Source organism: Faecalicatena contorta, assembly GCF_021531895.1.
Classification (GTDB): Bacteria; Bacillota; Clostridia; order Lachnospirales; family Lachnospiraceae; genus JAFBIX01.
Genome location: NZ_JAFBIX010000008.1, coordinates 12,529 through 29,157, shown reverse-complemented (window position 1 = coordinate 29,157; position 16,629 = coordinate 12,529). Strand labels below are relative to the sequence as shown.

Genomic DNA, 16,629 nt, shown 5'->3' with positions numbered 1-16,629 from the left:
CGGTATCTGGGAGGAGCCAATAACTTTTAAGGTTCGAGTTATTCGCGGCCTCACTTTGTTGGCACGAGAAATCGTGATCCACGTAGAAAGATAGCAGAACTCACGGCGGACCATTAGCCTGTAGGTAACCAATCCACGAATAACAGAGTGGCCAAATGCCGGGAACTGTTAAATCTGGCTCTTTCCAGATACTGTCAATCAACAAATGTGACAATTGTCGGGAGAAAAGTTTGTTAATGTAAAATTTACTCTTGACAAGAGGTCACTTCATAACAGCGAGGAGAAGAGTACGTTAATCAGGAATTGAAAGATCCGAGAAGAACAATCGCCACAACTGTTTCTATTTCAGGGGCTGAGCTGCCGCTGTGCAGTGTGCGCCTGACGAAAGCAATACCGAAAAAAGAGATTTTTAATGTTATGAAGGAAATCCAAAAAGTACGTTTGACAGCACCGGTACGGATCAATCAGGTCGTTATCTCCAATGTCTGTGGACTCGACAGTGATGTGATTGTTACCAAGAATATGGATGCTGTTTCAAAATAATCTGGCCTCATAATATGAAACGAAAAGGAGGAAAAAAGATGCAGAATACATTAGTCCTTTTGCCGCTTGATGAAGAGTATCGAAAGAGAATTATGGCAGCATCGCAGGGAAAAAGCGATGTAGTCTTTTGTGATTCCTCCTGGACGCGCGATGAATATATTTCTGCTCTGCAGTGTGCGGATGTATTGCTCGGTGACCCTGAGCCGGAAGACTTGAATGCTTGTCAGAACCTTAGATGGATGCAGACCACGTGGTCTGGGGTTCGACAGTATGTGACGTGTGAAGTGTTCCGGCAAGGGGCCGTGCTATGCAATATGACGGGCGCTTATGGGCCTGCTATTGCAGAGCATGAGATGGCGATGATTCTGGCATTGTGTAAAAGGCTGCCTCAATATCAGAACCACCAGTCCAGGGGGTTGTGGAAAATGGCTGGTTTTGATAAGACACTGGAAGGAAGTACCGTTTTGATTCTTGGTGCGGGAGATATTGGATGCGAGCTTGCTAAACGTTTGCGTCCTTTTGTCAAGAAAATCATAGGCATCCGCAGAAGAGAGCGGGAGTATCCCGATTATTTTGATGAGATGATTACGCTGAATGATCTAGATCAATGTCTTCCGCTGGCTGATGTTGTTTCCTGCAGTCTTCCGGATACTTTGGAGACACGACATCTGTTGGATAAAAGGCGACTCCATCTGATGAAAAAGGATGCGATCTTAATCAATGTAGGGCGCGGCAATCTGATTGTTACGGAAGATCTTCTGGAAGTGCTGAAAGAAGGAATGCTGTGGGGAGTTGGGTTGGATGTCACAGATCCGGAACCGTTGCCGCAATATCATTCGCTGTGGAAGCAGCCGAGGGTCATGATTACGCCGCATGTATCCGGCAATGTACATGAGCAAGACAGCCCAAGTATCTGTAGAATCCTGGATTTTGTTGTTCAGAATTATGAGAAGTACATGCAGGGGAAAGATTATGAAAATATCGTGGATATTGATGTGGGATATCGGAAGGGATAAGGTATATTGTTATGAATATGATACCGATTATCTCTCAAATGGCAATCCTGTTTTTAACGGTAGGACTTGGTTTCATCGGTGCAAAGACAGGATGCATGAATGAAGATTCCAATGGACTTCTTTCGAAAATCGTATTGAATCTGACGATGCCATGTTCAATCTTGTATTCCGTTTTTAAGAGCAGTAGGGTCTTGAGTAATGGGCAGGTTGTCCTCCTCCTTATCATGGCAGGTTTTGCTGCGTTGATAATGATTATTCTGTCGAAAATTCTGACCTGCCTGTTCCAGATTCCTGATATCCAGAAAGGAATCTGTGAATTCATGATATTGTTCAGTAATTCTGCTTTTATCGGTTATCCGGTCATTCGGATTATATTTGATGAAAATGCGATCTTTTATGCGGCTGTGGTCAATATGGTATTTACAACACTTTCCTATACATATGGTGTCACATTATTCGTAAAAAAAGATGAAAATCATCCGCTGGATGTAAAAGTGTTCCTGACGCCAATGGTAATCAGTTCCGTTGCCGCCTGTGTCTTTTATATGGTAAATATCCAGATTCCGGATTTTTTAAAAGATTTTCTGGGATTTGTAGATCAGGTAACAAGTCCTCTAAGTATGGTTTCCATTGGCTGTGCGCTGGTATTCACATCTGGGCGCTACATGACCCGGATGTGGCGGGTGTATCTGGCAGTAGTTTTGCGGATGATGGCAGCACCGATATTCATCGCGCTGATTATGAGGCTGTTTATTTCCAATCAACTTATGATTGGGATTGTGGCAATTATTGTTGCTATGCCGGCAGCGGCCAGTACGACCATGTTTGCCGCAAAATACCATGGCGATCAGGCATTGGCATCCGCCTGTGTCTTCACCAGTACCCTTGCATCAGTGGTTACTATTCCGCTTGTAAGCGCAATCCTGTTTGCCTTTATATTATAGAATGGAGAGAGTGGAGAGATAGATTTAGAAAGTGTTGACACGTTTTTGGAAAATGCATATAATATATTTAATGAGAGAGCCGTTGGTCAGATGAAGAATGACCGCCGGAAAATAAGTGTTATTTAGAATAGCGCCTTATCTTACCAGGACAGGGGCGCTATTTTTTTCGCCTGAAAATAGTTATGACAAGAGTCATAACGGTACAAAGCATAATTACAAATGTAAATAAATCATTGTATGTAACCATAGCATCAACCTCCTTTCTTGTGTTCGGCGGCTGACATAGCACCTCAACGGCTCCCTGGGCAAATATATTATTTTAAATTGGGATTTTTAAGAAAATAGAATTTTAAATAGAATCGAATGGTATATACATAAAAGCAGACAAATAATTTAAAGCAGATAACGGGAGTCGAACCCGCCTTTCCAGCTTGGGAAGCTAGCGTTCTACCGATGAACCATATCTGCTTATATCAATGAATATCTATGAGTGACATTTCTGTCAACACGTCTATTATATTACTTTCCACCATAAATTGCAATATTAAGAAATCTTTCAGAATTTCTATCGAAAGAATTTGTTTTTATACCGTATACTGTAGGCAGAATCAAGAGAGGAGGAGCCTATGGATAAGGTAATCGAAGTAAAAAACCTTTATAAGTTGTACCGGGTAGGTGATGAAGTTGTTCGGGCTCTGGATGGGGTGGACTTTGAGATCTACGAAGGGGAATTTTGCGCGATCGTGGGTACTTCCGGGTCAGGTAAATCTACGCTTCTGAACATGTTAGCAGGACTGGAAAAGCCTACCAAAGGGGAAGTGATCATCAGCCATCATCATATAGAGAAATTGAATGAAGAGCAACTGGTGCGGTTCCGTCGGGAGAATGTCGGGTTCATCTTTCAGTCGTTTCATCTTCTTGGTACCATGAATGCGCTGGAGAATGTCGCATTGCCTTTGAGCTTTCGCGGGGTGCCAAGAGAAGTTCGTATGAAAGAAGCAGATAAGATGCTGGAACTGGTAAATCTGAAGAAACATAAAAACCATCTGCCGAATCAGATGTCTGGCGGACAGCAGCAAAGAGTCGGTGTGGCAAGAGCGTTGGTGGTGAATCCGAAGATCATATTTGCCGATGAGCCAACCGGTAATCTGGACTCTCACACATCCGAGGAAGTAATGGAATTGATGCAGCGGGTGGTGCAAGAACAGAAGAAGACGCTTGTTATGGTAACCCATGATGCACATCTGGCAACTTATGCGGATCGGGTTTTTCATATACGAGATGGAAAAATATTAAAGATAGAGGATAACCGCAGCAATCAAGAGAGGGAGGATTGAACATGAAACGATTAAAGAAAGTATTGGCAGGATTCTGCATGGCAGCATTGGTGGTGACGATGGTGAAACCAGCTGAGATACAGGCAGCTTCGCCGGAAATCATCACTATCAAAGCAAAAGATAACAAAGTACCAGTATTTCAGGCTGGACAGTCGCAGAAATGGACGATTACCGTGACAAACAGTACATCACAGTCACTAAGTCAGGTCACTCTGGCACCAGAATTAGGAGATAGCGGCGAGTCCTGGCCATTTAAAACAGAATATCAGGATTATAAGCAGTCTGTGGATGTCATTCCGGCAGGGGAATCCTGTGACTTTACATTTGAATTTGTGCAAAGAGAAGATGTACCATCTGCAAGATATACGCTTCAGTTCGTATTAACGGCAGAGAATGAGGTGAAAGCATCTCAGAAGTTTTATGTGAATACAACGGCAAAACCGGAAGATAAGAAGTCGAGCCAGGAGGAAGGACAGGAAGCAGATGCAGGTGGATTCAGTAATGGTGGTGTGTCATACAGCGGCGGCGGATCTGCGGGCTCAGGTTCGGTTCCGAGAGTGATCGTTACAGGATTTACCACGGATCCGGCAGAAGTACGGGCAGGCAGCAACTTTACATTAACGATTCATTTGAAAAATACTTCAAAGTCTACAAGAGTCAGCAATATGTTATTTGACCTGAGTGCACCGACAGAAGGAAGTGATGAACAGACAGCAGCACCTGCATTTCTTCCGGCGTCAGGATCAAGTTCTATCTATCTGGAAGGAATCGCAGCTAATGGAACGGCAGATATTTCCATTCAGCTCAATGCAAAAGCCGACCTTCTTCAGAAGCCTTACAGTATCGATATGAGCATGAAGTATGAGGATTCCAGTGCGACTCAGATTGAAGCAACGTCCAGTATATCGATTCCGGTCAAGCAGGATGCGAGATTCGAATTCAGTGAATTTGAGATTAGCCCGGAGAGCATTGCAGTGGGCGAGGAAGCCAACGTGATGTGTAATCTATACAATCTTGGAAAGATTAAATTGTATAATGTAAAGGCTACTTTTGAAGGAAGCTGTATTGACAAAGAAGAGGTATTTGTAGGCAATGTAGAATCTGGCGCAAGTGCTTCTATAGATGCAATGGTAGAAGGAAAGAAAGCGACAAAAGGACCTGCCAAGATTACGATGACATTGAGCTATGAGGATGAAGCCGGTGAGGTCAAGACGATGACGAAGGACTTTCAGTTGGAAGTTACAGAAGCCAGTGAGTCGGATCTGGCAGCCATGGATATGGAGACGGAAGATAAGGGAGGAATCCCGGTCATTCCAATCTTGATTCTTGTTGCTGCATTAGCAGTCATCGCGGCAGCAGTGATCATCATTCGAAAAAAGAAGAAAAAACAGACATTAGTAGAAGAGGAGGCGTTGCTGGATGAACTGGATGGACCTTCTGAGGATGAGCAGCAGTAATTTAAAACGGCGTAAATTAAGAACATTTCTGACAGTTCTAGGGGTATTGATCGGTACGGCATCCATTGTTGTTATGATCTCGCTGGGGCTTGGCATGCAGCAGTCTCTCTATCGGGAAGTAGAACAGTCTGGCGGCCTTACTACTATAAAAGTAACGGGAGCGCAGGCCGGGGAATCCATGATGTATCATTCGTCTGATGAAGAAGAATCTACAAAATATATCAATGACAAATCGGTTGCTCAGTTGGCAGATCTGGAGCATGTGGCTATGGCATCTCCAGTATATGAACTTTCAGTTATCTTATTAAAGGGAAAATATGAAGGCTGGGGGCAGTTGGTTGCCATGACTCCTGAAGCTCTGAAAGCAAAGAACATACCACTGGATGAAGGTACGCTTCCGAATGCGAATGGCGGACACTTGGAGCTGGTATATGGAAATGGGATTCCGACGATGTTCTATGAAAAAGGGACAGATCAGGGGTATTATGAGACTGGTGAATTACCGGATATTGATTTCGCAAAAGACTCTTTATTCATGATTCTAGATCAGGATGCTTATTATAACAGTCAGAATAATGGATCTGGAAGCAATGGAGCAACTGCTGGAACAGGGGATGGAAGCGACGGGCAGCAGGTGGTTGTACAATCGGTACAAAAGCATGTCGTAAAAGCTTGTGGAATTGTAGAAGGAAGTCCGGAAGAATATAATGCCAATTACTACAATATATACTGTGATCTGGATACACTAAAACAAATACTGAAAAAAGAATTCTCAGGAAGAGTCATCCCTGGGCAGCCTACTACAAAGTCAGGAAAACCATACAAAGATTTTTGTTATTCTTATGCGCAGATCAAGGTAGATGATATTGAGAATGTGGATGCGGTGGCTTCCGTCATCCGTGAAATGGGCTATAATGTGGAGACCAATGCAGAATATCTGGATAGCATGAAGAGTCAGTTCGCTATTGTTCAAGCTGTTTTGGGTGGAATCGGAGCAGTATCTCTTCTGGTAGCCGCCATAGGAATTGCCAACACAATGATGATGTCCATCTATGAGCGGACCAAAGAGATTGGTGTGATCAAAGTGTTGGGATGCAGCCTTAAAAATATAAAGCAGATGTTTTTGCTGGAAGCAGCATTCATTGGCCTGATTGGAGGTATTGCTGGCAATATCCTAAGCTTCCTGATGTCGGGCGTGATTAACTTCCTGACTGGTCATGGAGCAGCCATGGGAATCGATGGAAACATATCCTATATACCATGGTGGCTGGTATTATTGTCCATGGGATTTGCCATGCTGGTCGGAGTAGCTGCCGGATACTTCCCGGCACTTCGTGCCATGAACTTAAGCCCATTGGCTGCAATACGAAATGAATAGAGGATTGTATTATTCTTCTATCACATGGATTTCCAGGTAGTCAAAATCAATGGAATCCACAAAATTATCCTGTGTAAACCGCGCTTTGTCATGACGTTTGAATTCCGCAATCGTAGAATCCAGCCAGATAGGTTTGCTCAGATCAAATTCATAACATATGGCATCAAGCGCGTGAAAAATCTTATGGGTCCGGGTATCGTCCGAATCATCACAGATGACGGTATCCCGGATCATTCTATTGTCCTTAAATTCTTTTCCCCATAATCGAAACATAAAAGTATACCTCGCTTTTCCCTATGAATACATAAAAGTATATATTTTTTTGAAAAAACTGTAAAGGGGATGGCTTGATTTCCACTTTATACTATGCTAGACTTGTCAAGTGACAAGACAGTTGTAAAAGTACATAGACTATGAGGAGAAGGGTATGGAAAGGTTTAAAAAGGCATTAGATAAGATTTTTATTGATGGATTGAGTGCGATGGCGCAAGGCTTGTTCGCCACGTTGATTATCGGTACAATCATTCAACAGGTCGGCACACTGATGGGTGGTACAGTCGGTGATATGATTTTTGTAATTGGTAAGGTAGCAGCTTCGCTGACTGGTGCGGGTATCGGTGTGGCAGTGGCTTATAGATTCAAGGAATCCTCATTGGTAGTGGTTTCGGCAGCAACGGCTGGAATGATCGGTGCATTCGCGAGCAAGCTGTTGGCTGGAACGGTTCTGGTTGATGGAGCAATGGTTTACGCCGGACCAGGAGAACCTCTGGGAGCATTTATTGCAGCATATGTAGGTATTTTCTTTGGACATATGGTGGCTGGAAAGACGAAAGTAGATATCTTGGTAACACCAATCGTTTCGATTGGAACGGGTGCGACTGTGGGATTGATTCTTGGGCCGCCAATCTCTGGATTTATGGCATGGCTTGGTTCGCTGATTAACTGGGGAACAGAGCAACAGCCATTTTTGATGGGTATCGTGGTATCCGTATTGATGGGAATGATCCTGACACTTCCGATCAGTTCGGCGGCATTGGGGATTATTCTGAATTTGTCCGGTCTTGCGGCAGGTGCTGCAACGGTAGGATGTTGCTGTAATATGGTAGGGTTTGCAGTGGCAAGCTATCGGGAGAATAAGATCGGAGGTCTATTAGCCCAGGGAATTGGAACGTCTATGCTTCAGGTTCCGAATATTGTGAAGAAACCGGTGATCTGGCTGCCGGTCATCTTATCCAGTGCGATTTTAGGTCCAGTAGGAACGGTAGTATTGCATATGACCAGCAATGCGACAGGTTCTGGTATGGGAACAGCGGGTCTCGTGGGACAGATCATGACGTGGCAGACGATGATCACGACAGAACCAGCATCAGTAGTTCTGATAAAGATTCTGGTCATCCAGATTATTCTGCCGGCAATCGTGACTCTGGGTACCTCTGAATTCATGCGGAAAAAAGGCTGGATTCAGTTTGGAGATATGAAGCTGGATATGTAGTAGAAAGACAACAAAATAAAATCTCTGCTATACAATTTTGCAATAGAATACTATAATGAGAGTAACGTTGATGATTTCAAAATGGACGAAAGCGGGGATACGATTATGACAGGCACAGGAAGAATACACATATACTATGGAGATGGTAAAGGCAAGACGACCGCTGCTATGGGACAGGCAGTAAGGGCTGCCGGGTGTGGGCTTCAGGTGCTTGTTTTTCAATTTTTGAAAGATAATTCCTCGAATGAACGTAAGATTCTGGAGTCCATCTCGAATATTACCTGCCTTCCTGGAAGAGAACCTGTGAAGTTCGTAAGCAGAATGAATGGAGATGAGAAGGCAGAACTGCGTCATTATAATAATAAAGCACTGGACGAGATCGTGAAGTTCTGTCCACCGTTTGATGTGTTGTTATTGGATGAAGCTCTGTGTGCAGTACAGCTGCAAGTTCTCAGTGAAGAAAAGCTTATCAGTTTCCTTCAGCATAAGCCTCGCGGATTGGAGATTATATTGACGGGACATGAGGTATCCAATGACTTTTTAGAAATCGCAGATTATGTCACAAAGATGGTTAAGGTAAAGCATCCTTATGATCTGGGAAAGATGGCGAGAGAAGGAATTGAGTATTAGAATTTTGCATAGAAGTGTAAATATAATCTCTTTCTTAAATAATTGTGAAATCCATGACATCCCATGGTTCATATGTTATACTTAACATAGTACAGAATTAGCTCTTCCCGATGAGAGGAGAGATGCTACATGGAGAATGCAATCAAGAATTATGAAGATGTAGACAGCTGGAAGACGATTATGTTTCTTTATAGCGCCGCGATAAAAGAAGTAGGAACCAAGCTGGATATATTGAATGACGAATTTCAGCATGTACATCAATACAATCCGATCGAACATATCAAGACAAGGGTAAAGTCACCGGAAAGTATTGTAAAAAAATTAAGAAGAAATGGATACGAGATATCAATTGAAAACATGGTAAAGTATGTTAACGATATCGCTGGGGTCAGGCTGATCTGTTCCTTCACATCTGATATTTACAGACTTGCAGAGATGATTGGAAATCAGAGCGACCTGAAAGTACTTTCCATTAAGGATTACATTAAGAATCCCAAGGAAAGTGGATATAAGAGTTATCATATGCTGGTATCCGTGCCGATATTTTTGTCGGACAGTGTAGTCGATACCAAAGTAGAGATACAGATCCGGACCATCGCCATGGATTTTTGGGCAAGCCTAGAACATAAGATTTATTATAAATTTGAAGGGAATGCGCCAGAGTATATCAGTCGGGATCTGAGAGAGTGTGCCGAGATGGTGTCTACACTGGATGAAAAGATGTTGTCATTAAATGAAGCAATTCAGGAATATATAGAAAAGCAGGAAGAGTTAAAAGCAAGTACGAACAGGAAAGAAATAGGGAAGCCTAATCAGCAAGAGCTACAGGGTCTGAGTTGATCTCAGACCTATTTCTTTTGGATAATATATTGATAATATCTATATATAGCCATCAAATATAAAAAAACTCTATTTGAAGCCGAGGCCAAGGATTTATATAATATATAGTGAGAAGGGATACTAAGGTGGCGAAGGAGAATAGGGTATGTTTATAGACACACATATGCATGAAATGACATATTCAAAAGATAGTTTTCTAACATTAGATCAGATGGTACAGATTGCGAAAGAAAAAGGCCTGGGAGCCATTTGCATTACAGACCATGATGATATGGGACTGAAGGATTATGCGGCAGAATATTCGGCAAGAACAGGATTCCCGATATTTGTAGGAATTGAATTCTTTTCATTGCAAGGAGATATTGTAGCGTTTGGAATAGAGGATTATCCCAGAGAGAGAATCCCGGCGCAGGATTTCATTGATCTGGTGAAAGCGCAAGGTGGAGTGTGTTTTGCGGCGCATCCGTTTCGGAATAATAACCGGGGTCTGGAAGAGAACCTTCGCACGGTAAGGGGATTGGATGGACTGGAGGTTCTGAATGGGAGTACTTCGGTAGAGGCCTGCCAGAAAGCGGCAAGATACGCGATGGAACTGGGGTGTTTTACATTGGGATCCAGTGACTGCCACGTACCTGAGAAGGTTGGAGTGTGTGCGACCTATTTCCCAGAAGAAGTTCATACATTACAAGAATTTCTTGCGGTATTTAAGAAAGGGCAGATGAAGCCTGCGTATTATGCCGATGGAGCATATCGTGTGATTGATATAAAAGAATACGAAAGAGGGCGGGGCTATAGTACCTGTGGATTCTAGCCTTTTTCGGAAACTTTTACATATTATTACAAAAAAGTCATTTACCTTTTATGCGAACGATGATAGAATATGTCTATAAGTGTTGAGGGTAAAAAGACTGCAAAGAAAGGTGGAAGCGTCATGATTACAGTCAACGCAATGGGAGATAATTGCCCGATCCCGGTTATTAAGACCAAAAAGGCAATGCAGGCACTTACAGGTCCAGAGACAATTGAAGTCCTGGTAGACAATGAGATTGCTGTGCAGAATGTAACAAAGATGGCAGCAAGTGCCGGAGGACAAGTTTCTTCTGAAAAAGTAGGGGATGCCGAATTTAAAGTTACGATTCAGATGGAAGGTGCTCCAAAGGCAGAGGAACAGGAAGAAGAGACCTGTATGCCGGACGCAAGAAGCAACACTGTTGTAGTCATTTCTTCTGACCGTATGGGAAGTGGTAATGATGAGCTGGGGAAAGTCCTGATCAAAGGATTTATCTTTGCAGTAACTCAGCTTGATACATTGCCAAAGACCATGCTGTTCTATAATGGAGGAGCTACTTTGACAACAGAAGGATCTGACTCTTTGGCAGATCTGAAATCTCTTGAGGCACAAGGCGTCGAGATTATGACTTGCGGAACTTGCCTGGATTATTATGGATTAAAAGAAAAACTGGCTGTTGGTTCTGTGACCAATATGTACAGCATTGTTGAGACGATGGCAAAAGCAGGAAAGATTATTAAACCATAATGTAAGGTGTATAGTAAGACGGCCAGACTCCTGTGACAGCAGGAGCTGGCTTTTTTCATTGCATAGTAAGCTATGCAGGGCAAAAATATTTTTAGGAGGAACAAAAGTATGAAGTCTGATGTCAGATTAACGCAATTATCAAAAACGGCTGGGTGAGCGGCCAAGATAGGTCCGGAGACCCTTGCTCAGGTTCTGAGTAAGCTGCCCCAGTTCCATGATGATAATTTAATAGTAGGTATTGAAACGTCCGATGACGCAGCTATTTACAAAGTGACAGATGAGATTGCAATGATTCAGACAGTAGATTTCTTTACTCCGATTGTAGATGATCCTTATATGTTTGGACAGATTGCGGCTGCAAACTCCCTGAGTGATGTATGGGCCATGGGAGGAGAACCGGCAGTGGCACTTAACATAGTCGGATTTCCGAATTGTCTGGATCCGGCGATCTTGGGCGACATCCTGGCGGGTGGCGCGGATAAAGTGAAAGAAGCAGGTGCGGTACTGGTAGGAGGACACTCTGTACAAGATGATGAACCTAAGTATGGATTATGTGTGTCCGGTTTTGTACACCCTGATAAGATATTTAAAAATTATGGCTGCAGAGCTGGAGACATTCTCGTGCTTACCAAACAGATTGGAAGTGGTGTGGTGAATACTGCCATTAAGGCAGAGATGGCTTCGGCATCCGCCATCAAAGAAGCGCAGACAGTTATGGCGTCTCTGAATAAGAAAGGAAAGCAGGTTGTAGAGAAATACGATGTTTCTGCGTGTACAGATATTACTGGTTTTGGCCTTCTGGGGCATTGTGTAGAGATGGCTTCTGCCAGTGATGTAACATTTGAAATAAATGTAAAAGATATTGCTTATTTTGCAGATGCGATCGATTATGCCAAGATGGGCCTTGTTCCGGCAGGTGCATATAAGAACCGCGGATATTCTATCGGTAAGGTAGAAGCAGGCTCGGTGGAAGAGCATTATCTTGATCTTCTTTATGACCCGCAGACTTCCGGTGGTCTGCTGATCAGCGTATCCCCTGAATATCTTCAGGACATGCTGCGTGATTTTGACAATGCAGGTATGGATACGACGGTTTCGATTATCGGAAAAGTAGCAGAAAAAAGTGACAAATTAATCCGTCTGTTTTAAAACGAATAGAATGTAGAGGAAAAGACGATGAACAAGAAGGAATTATATCGCAGTATTCCAAAGGTAGATGTTCTGCTGGAGGATGAAGAGATTCAGGAGTTAATTGCTCATTACAGCAGAGATACGGTCATGGAAGCGATCCATGTAGAGATGGATAAGCTTCGAAAATATATCGGTCAATGCGATGAGGAAGATAAAGCCAAGACTCAGATTGATCTTTTGAAAGAGCATATTGAGAGAACAGTAGCAGCTATGCATACTCCGAATATGCGTATGGTCATTAATGGGACTGGGACGATTCTCCACACGAATCTGGGACGAGCTCCTATCAGCCAGGAGCATATGAAACGAGTTGCAGCAATTGCAACCGGATATTCCAATCTGGAATATAATCTGGAAGAAGGTCGCAGAGGAGAGCGCTATTCTCATTTTGAAAAATTATTATGTAAAATTACCGGAGCAGAAGCTGCCATGGCAGTAAATAATAATGCGGCAGCGGTGATGCTGATCCTAAGTTCACTGGCAAAAGGCGGAGAAGTAGTTGTATCCCGTGGTGAGCTGGTAGAGATTGGTGGTAAGTTCCGTATTCCGGATGTAATGGAGCAGAGTGGTGCCACACTTGTAGAAGTTGGTACTACGAATAAGACACATTATGATGATTATGAAAATGCAATCACTGAAGAGACAAAAGCACTCTTGAAGGTGCATACGAGTAATTACCGTATCGTGGGATTTACAGATACCGTAGGTATTGATGAATTGATACCGCTTGCCAAAGAGCATGATCTTCCGGTTGTTGAAGACTTGGGAAGTGGTGTGCTGATTGACCTTAGCAAGTATGGGATTACTTACGAACCGACGGTACAGGAGTCAATCGCCAAAGGTGCTGATGTAGTATGTTTCAGCGGAGATAAGTTGTTGGGTGGACCACAGGCCGGAATCATCATCGGAAAGAAAAAATATATCGATATGATGAAAAAGAACCAGCTGACCCGTGCTCTTCGAATTGATAAATTTACAGCGGCAACATTGGAATTGGTGCTGCAGGAGTATCTGTCTGAAGAGAAAGCAATTCAGAATATACCGGTACTTCGTATGATTACCAGACCATTGGAAGAGATCAGGAATGATGCCAGAAGTTTTAGCCGCATGTTAAAACGTGCGGGACTTCCGGCCAGAATAGATGTGCAGCCATGTGAATCACAGATTGGTGGAGGATCACTTCCGCTGGAACGGATTCCGAGTATGGCAGTGACGATTCATCCAGACAAGATCAGTGTACCGGAGTTGGAAGAACGGATGAGACATCTTCCGGTTCCGATTATCCCAAGGACGGTCAATGACACCATTCTTTTGGATGTCCGTACTTTGGATAAGACGACATTTAAATTAATCATCAGCCAGTTAAAAGAACTGGATATATTGGAGGAGACCAGCCTGTTATGAAGAATATAATTATTGGTACTGCAGGTCACATCGACCATGGGAAGACAACATTGATCAAGGCATTGACAGGAAGAAATACAGACCGTTGGGAAGAAGAACAGAGGAGAGGAATTACGATTGACCTTGGTTTTACGTATTTTGATCTTCCAAGCGGAGATCGTGCCGGAATTATTGATGTTCCCGGACATGAAAGATTTATTAACAACATGGTTGCCGGTGTGGTAGGTATGGATCTTGTTCTGTTGGTAATTGCCGCAGACGAAGGGATTATGCCGCAGACCAGAGAACATATGGATATTCTGAATCTTCTGGGGATCGAAAAGAGCATTATCGTACTGAATAAATGTGATCTGGTAGATGAAGAATGGCTGGAATTAGTGGAAGAAGAAGTAAAAGAAGAGCTGCACGGAACGTTTTTGGAACATGCACCGGTGGTAAAAGTATCAGCGGCGACAGGAGAAGGATTGGATTCGCTGATAGATACGATTGTGCATATGACCAGTGACGAAGTAGTATCAAAAGACGTGCAGACAATTCCAAGACTTCCGATTGACCGTGCATTTACACTGTCAGGATTTGGAACGATTATTACTGGTACGTTGGTATCGGGGACTATAACGAAAGAAGATACACTGGAGATGTATCCGATTGGAAAGGAATGTAAGATTCGCAGTATTCAGGTACATGGACAAGATAAGAATGAATGCTATGCCGGACAGCGTGTGGCAATCAATCTGTCTAATGTAAAGAAAAAGGAGATCAAACGAGGTTGTGTGTTGGCGCCGCCAAACAGTATGAAGAATACGGATCTTCTGGATGTAAAACTTCAGATCCTGGATTCATCTATGAGAATACTGACGAACCATACAAGACTGCATTTCTTCACGGGAACCAGTGAGATATTATGTCGTGCAGTCTTGCTTGATAAGGAAGAGATTGGACCGGGCGAGAGTGGCTATGTGCAGCTGCGGCTGGAGGAAGAGATTGCGGTAAGACGAGGTGATAAGTTCGTTGTCCGTTTTTATTCACCGATGGAAACGATTGGAGGAGGCGTGATTCTGGAACCGAATCCAGGAGTGAAGCGACGATTCCGTGAGGAGGTCATCGAAGAATTGAAACGCAAGGAATCTGGTTCTACAGCAGATGTCATTGAACTTCATGTAAAAGAACACAAAGATACATTGATCACAATGACAGAACTGGCAAAATTAACCGCGCTTTCTGTTGAAGAAGTACAGGAAGATGTCAAAGAACTGGAGGAACAAGGGTTAGTCTGCGTATTTCCGATGCGTAAGGACACCTATGTATGGCATACCGACAGCAAAAGAGCGGCTGGCCAGCTCTTGAATCAGGCACTAAAGAATTATGAAGATAAGTATCCGTATCGTTATGGCATGAAAAAAGCGGAAGTTCAGGTTACACATTTCCCAAAGATCAAACCGAATGTGTTTGACAAGATCATTGAAAAACTCATTGATGAGGGACATTTGAAACGAGTGGAAGAATTTTTGTGTACACCGGAATATGAAGTAAGAAAAGATGAGATATATGGCAAAGTATCTAAGATATTGAGAGATACATTTGCAAAAGCAAAGTATGATTTCGTGCGTTATTCCGAGATTGATTTCAAAGGAATATCCAGAGATATAGTAGATGATATTTTGAATATTCTCCTGGAAGAACAGAAGATTGTTAAGGTTACAGACGATATGTATACTTTAAGTGAATATATGCAGCATGCGAAGGAGCTGATCCAAGAGAAACTTCAGGAGAATCCTGTGATCACGATTGCGCAGGTAAGAGATATTTTTGAGACTAGTAGAAAAAGTGCGAAACCTATACTTGAATATATGGATGGAATCAAGGTAACCAAGAAAACAGGAGCAGAGAGTGAAAGGGTAGCGTACTAATGAATTTAAAGCAATTAGAAGCCTTTGTCCAGGTGGCAGAAGGAGGAAGTTTTTCGAAAGCGGCAAAAAAGTTATATCTGACACAGCCGACGATCAGTGCACATGTTGCAGCTTTGGAGAAGGAACTCAATGTAAGGCTGTTCGTTAGAAATACAAAAGAAGTCAGTTTGTCTGAAGATGGAAAAGATCTGTATAAATATGCAAGACAAATGGTAGATCTGGAAAAGAAGATTGATGAACGATTTGGAACCAGAGAAGAAGGCGGAAAGCATTGTATAACGATTGCAGCTTCTACCATACCGGCACAGTATCTTCTTCCGAAAGTGCTGATGCGATTCAATGAAAAATATCCGGAAGAGCAGCTGAAGATTATGGAGACGGACAGCGCGAAAGTTGTAACACAGATTGTAGAGCATATGGTTGATGTGGGATTTACAGGAACTGTGTTGGAGAAGAAGCATTGTAAATACATGCCATTCTATAAAGATGAACTGGTTATTATTACACCGAATACAGAGAAATACCAGAAATTGAAGGACCACATGACGGATGATATCAGCTGGCTTTTAGAAGAACATGTGATTTTAAGAGAAGAAGGTTCCGGCACCCGAAAAGAAGCGGAAAAGCAATTGAAACAGGCAGGGGTTGATTTGTCGGATCTGGATATTATTGCAAGTATCGAGAATCAGGAGACGATTAAGAAATCTGTCCGTCAGGGAATGGGAATCTCTATATTATCCAAACTGGCAACAGCTGATGAGGCGGAAGCAGGATATGTGCTTGCATTTCCGATTCCAAAGGCCGATAAGGGAAGGGATATTAATCTTGTATACAACAAGAATTATCAGTTGTCTCGGTCAGCAGAAAGATTTATCAAAGTTGTGAAAGAAGTATATCCGGTAGAAAAATAATTAAACAGCGCCAGTTATAGACGTGATCTATAACTGGCG

General features: G+C 42.9%; 15 protein-coding genes, 1 tRNA gene and 1 pseudogene. 15 read left to right on the top strand and 2 right to left on the bottom strand.

The window, feature by feature from the left end:
• Positions 1-285: 285 nt before the first annotated feature.
• The 3 genes and pseudogenes from JQM81_RS04020 to JQM81_RS04010 all read left to right on the top strand — a co-directional run.
• Positions 286-543: pseudogene (locus tag JQM81_RS04020) on the top strand (DUF1667 domain-containing protein); the annotation flags it as partial.
• 38 nt (positions 544-581) lie between these two features.
• Positions 582-1,559, top strand: a complete 978-nt coding sequence (locus JQM81_RS04015; protein ID WP_235232255.1) for a D-2-hydroxyacid dehydrogenase — start codon at positions 582-584, stop codon at positions 1,557-1,559.
• Positions 1,560-1,570: 11 nt separating this feature from the next.
• Positions 1,571-2,503: an AEC family transporter gene (locus JQM81_RS04010; RefSeq protein ID WP_235232254.1), complete on the top strand. Its 933-nt coding sequence runs from the start codon at positions 1,571-1,573 to the stop codon at positions 2,501-2,503.
• A 397-nt stretch (positions 2,504-2,900) separates the two neighbouring features.
• Here JQM81_RS04010 and JQM81_RS04005 read toward each other — a convergent pair.
• A tRNA-Gly gene (locus JQM81_RS04005) sits at positions 2,901-2,971 on the bottom strand.
• A gap of 158 nt (positions 2,972-3,129) precedes the next feature.
• Here JQM81_RS04005 and JQM81_RS04000 point away from each other — a divergent pair.
• From JQM81_RS04000 to JQM81_RS03990, 3 genes are read left to right on the top strand one after another with little or no spacing between them, the layout of a single operon-like run.
• Entirely contained in the window at positions 3,130-3,840 is a 711-nt protein-coding gene (locus JQM81_RS04000; RefSeq protein ID WP_235232253.1) for an ABC transporter ATP-binding protein, read from the top strand.
• Positions 3,841-3,842: 2 nt separating this feature from the next.
• Positions 3,843-5,297 carry a COG1361 S-layer family protein gene (locus JQM81_RS03995; protein ID WP_235232252.1) on the top strand — a complete coding sequence of 485 codons (1,455 nt, stop codon included), beginning with the start codon at positions 3,843-3,845 and terminating at the stop codon, positions 5,295-5,297.
• Positions 5,260-6,675, top strand: a complete 1,416-nt coding sequence (locus tag JQM81_RS03990) for an ABC transporter permease (protein ID WP_235232251.1) — start codon at positions 5,260-5,262, stop codon at positions 6,673-6,675. Before JQM81_RS03995 ends, JQM81_RS03990 begins: the two co-directional genes overlap by 38 nt.
• Before the next feature lie 9 nt (positions 6,676-6,684).
• Here JQM81_RS03990 and JQM81_RS03985 read toward each other — a convergent pair whose 3' ends face one another.
• Entirely contained in the window at positions 6,685-6,948 is a 264-nt protein-coding gene (locus JQM81_RS03985; RefSeq protein ID WP_235232250.1) for a hypothetical protein, read from the bottom strand.
• A gap of 154 nt (positions 6,949-7,102) precedes the next feature.
• On the opposite strand from JQM81_RS03985, the gene JQM81_RS03980 reads away from it, so the two are divergent.
• The 9 genes from JQM81_RS03980 to JQM81_RS03940 all read left to right on the top strand — a co-directional run bounded on the left by JQM81_RS03980 (position 7,103) and on the right by JQM81_RS03940 (position 16,590).
• Positions 7,103-8,167: a PTS transporter subunit IIC gene (locus JQM81_RS03980; protein ID WP_235232249.1), complete on the top strand. Its 1,065-nt coding sequence runs from the start codon at positions 7,103-7,105 to the stop codon at positions 8,165-8,167.
• 81 nt (positions 8,168-8,248) lie between these two features.
• Positions 8,249-8,797: a cob(I)yrinic acid a,c-diamide adenosyltransferase gene (locus JQM81_RS03975; RefSeq protein ID WP_235232248.1), complete on the top strand. Its 549-nt coding sequence runs from the start codon at positions 8,249-8,251 to the stop codon at positions 8,795-8,797.
• Positions 8,798-8,926: 129 nt separating this feature from the next.
• Positions 8,927-9,637: a GTP pyrophosphokinase gene (locus JQM81_RS03970; RefSeq protein ID WP_235232247.1), complete on the top strand. Its 711-nt coding sequence runs from the start codon at positions 8,927-8,929 to the stop codon at positions 9,635-9,637.
• A 145-nt stretch (positions 9,638-9,782) separates the two neighbouring features.
• Positions 9,783-10,448 (top strand): PHP domain-containing protein, encoded by a 666-nt coding sequence (locus JQM81_RS03965; protein WP_235232246.1) that lies wholly within the window; start codon positions 9,783-9,785, stop codon positions 10,446-10,448.
• A 120-nt stretch (positions 10,449-10,568) separates the two neighbouring features.
• Positions 10,569-11,174 carry a sulfurtransferase-like selenium metabolism protein YedF gene (gene yedF / locus JQM81_RS03960; RefSeq protein ID WP_235232245.1) on the top strand — a complete coding sequence of 202 codons (606 nt, stop codon included), beginning with the start codon at positions 10,569-10,571 and terminating at the stop codon, positions 11,172-11,174.
• A gap of 108 nt (positions 11,175-11,282) precedes the next feature.
• Positions 11,283-12,323 carry a selenide, water dikinase SelD gene (gene selD / locus JQM81_RS03955; protein WP_235232244.1) on the top strand — a complete coding sequence of 347 codons (1,041 nt, stop codon included), beginning with the start codon at positions 11,283-11,285 and terminating at the stop codon, positions 12,321-12,323.
• A 27-nt stretch (positions 12,324-12,350) separates the two neighbouring features.
• Positions 12,351-13,769 carry an L-seryl-tRNA(Sec) selenium transferase gene (gene selA, locus JQM81_RS03950; protein ID WP_235232243.1) on the top strand — a complete coding sequence of 473 codons (1,419 nt, stop codon included), beginning with the start codon at positions 12,351-12,353 and terminating at the stop codon, positions 13,767-13,769.
• Positions 13,766-15,679, top strand: coding sequence for a selenocysteine-specific translation elongation factor (selB, locus tag JQM81_RS03945; protein WP_235232242.1), 1,914 nt, complete (start codon positions 13,766-13,768; stop codon positions 15,677-15,679). Before selA ends, selB begins: the two co-directional genes overlap by 4 nt.
• Positions 15,679-16,590: a selenium metabolism-associated LysR family transcriptional regulator gene (locus JQM81_RS03940; protein WP_235232241.1), complete on the top strand. Its 912-nt coding sequence runs from the start codon at positions 15,679-15,681 to the stop codon at positions 16,588-16,590. Before selB ends, JQM81_RS03940 begins: the two co-directional genes overlap by 1 nt.
• Positions 16,591-16,629: the final 39 nt, after the last annotated feature.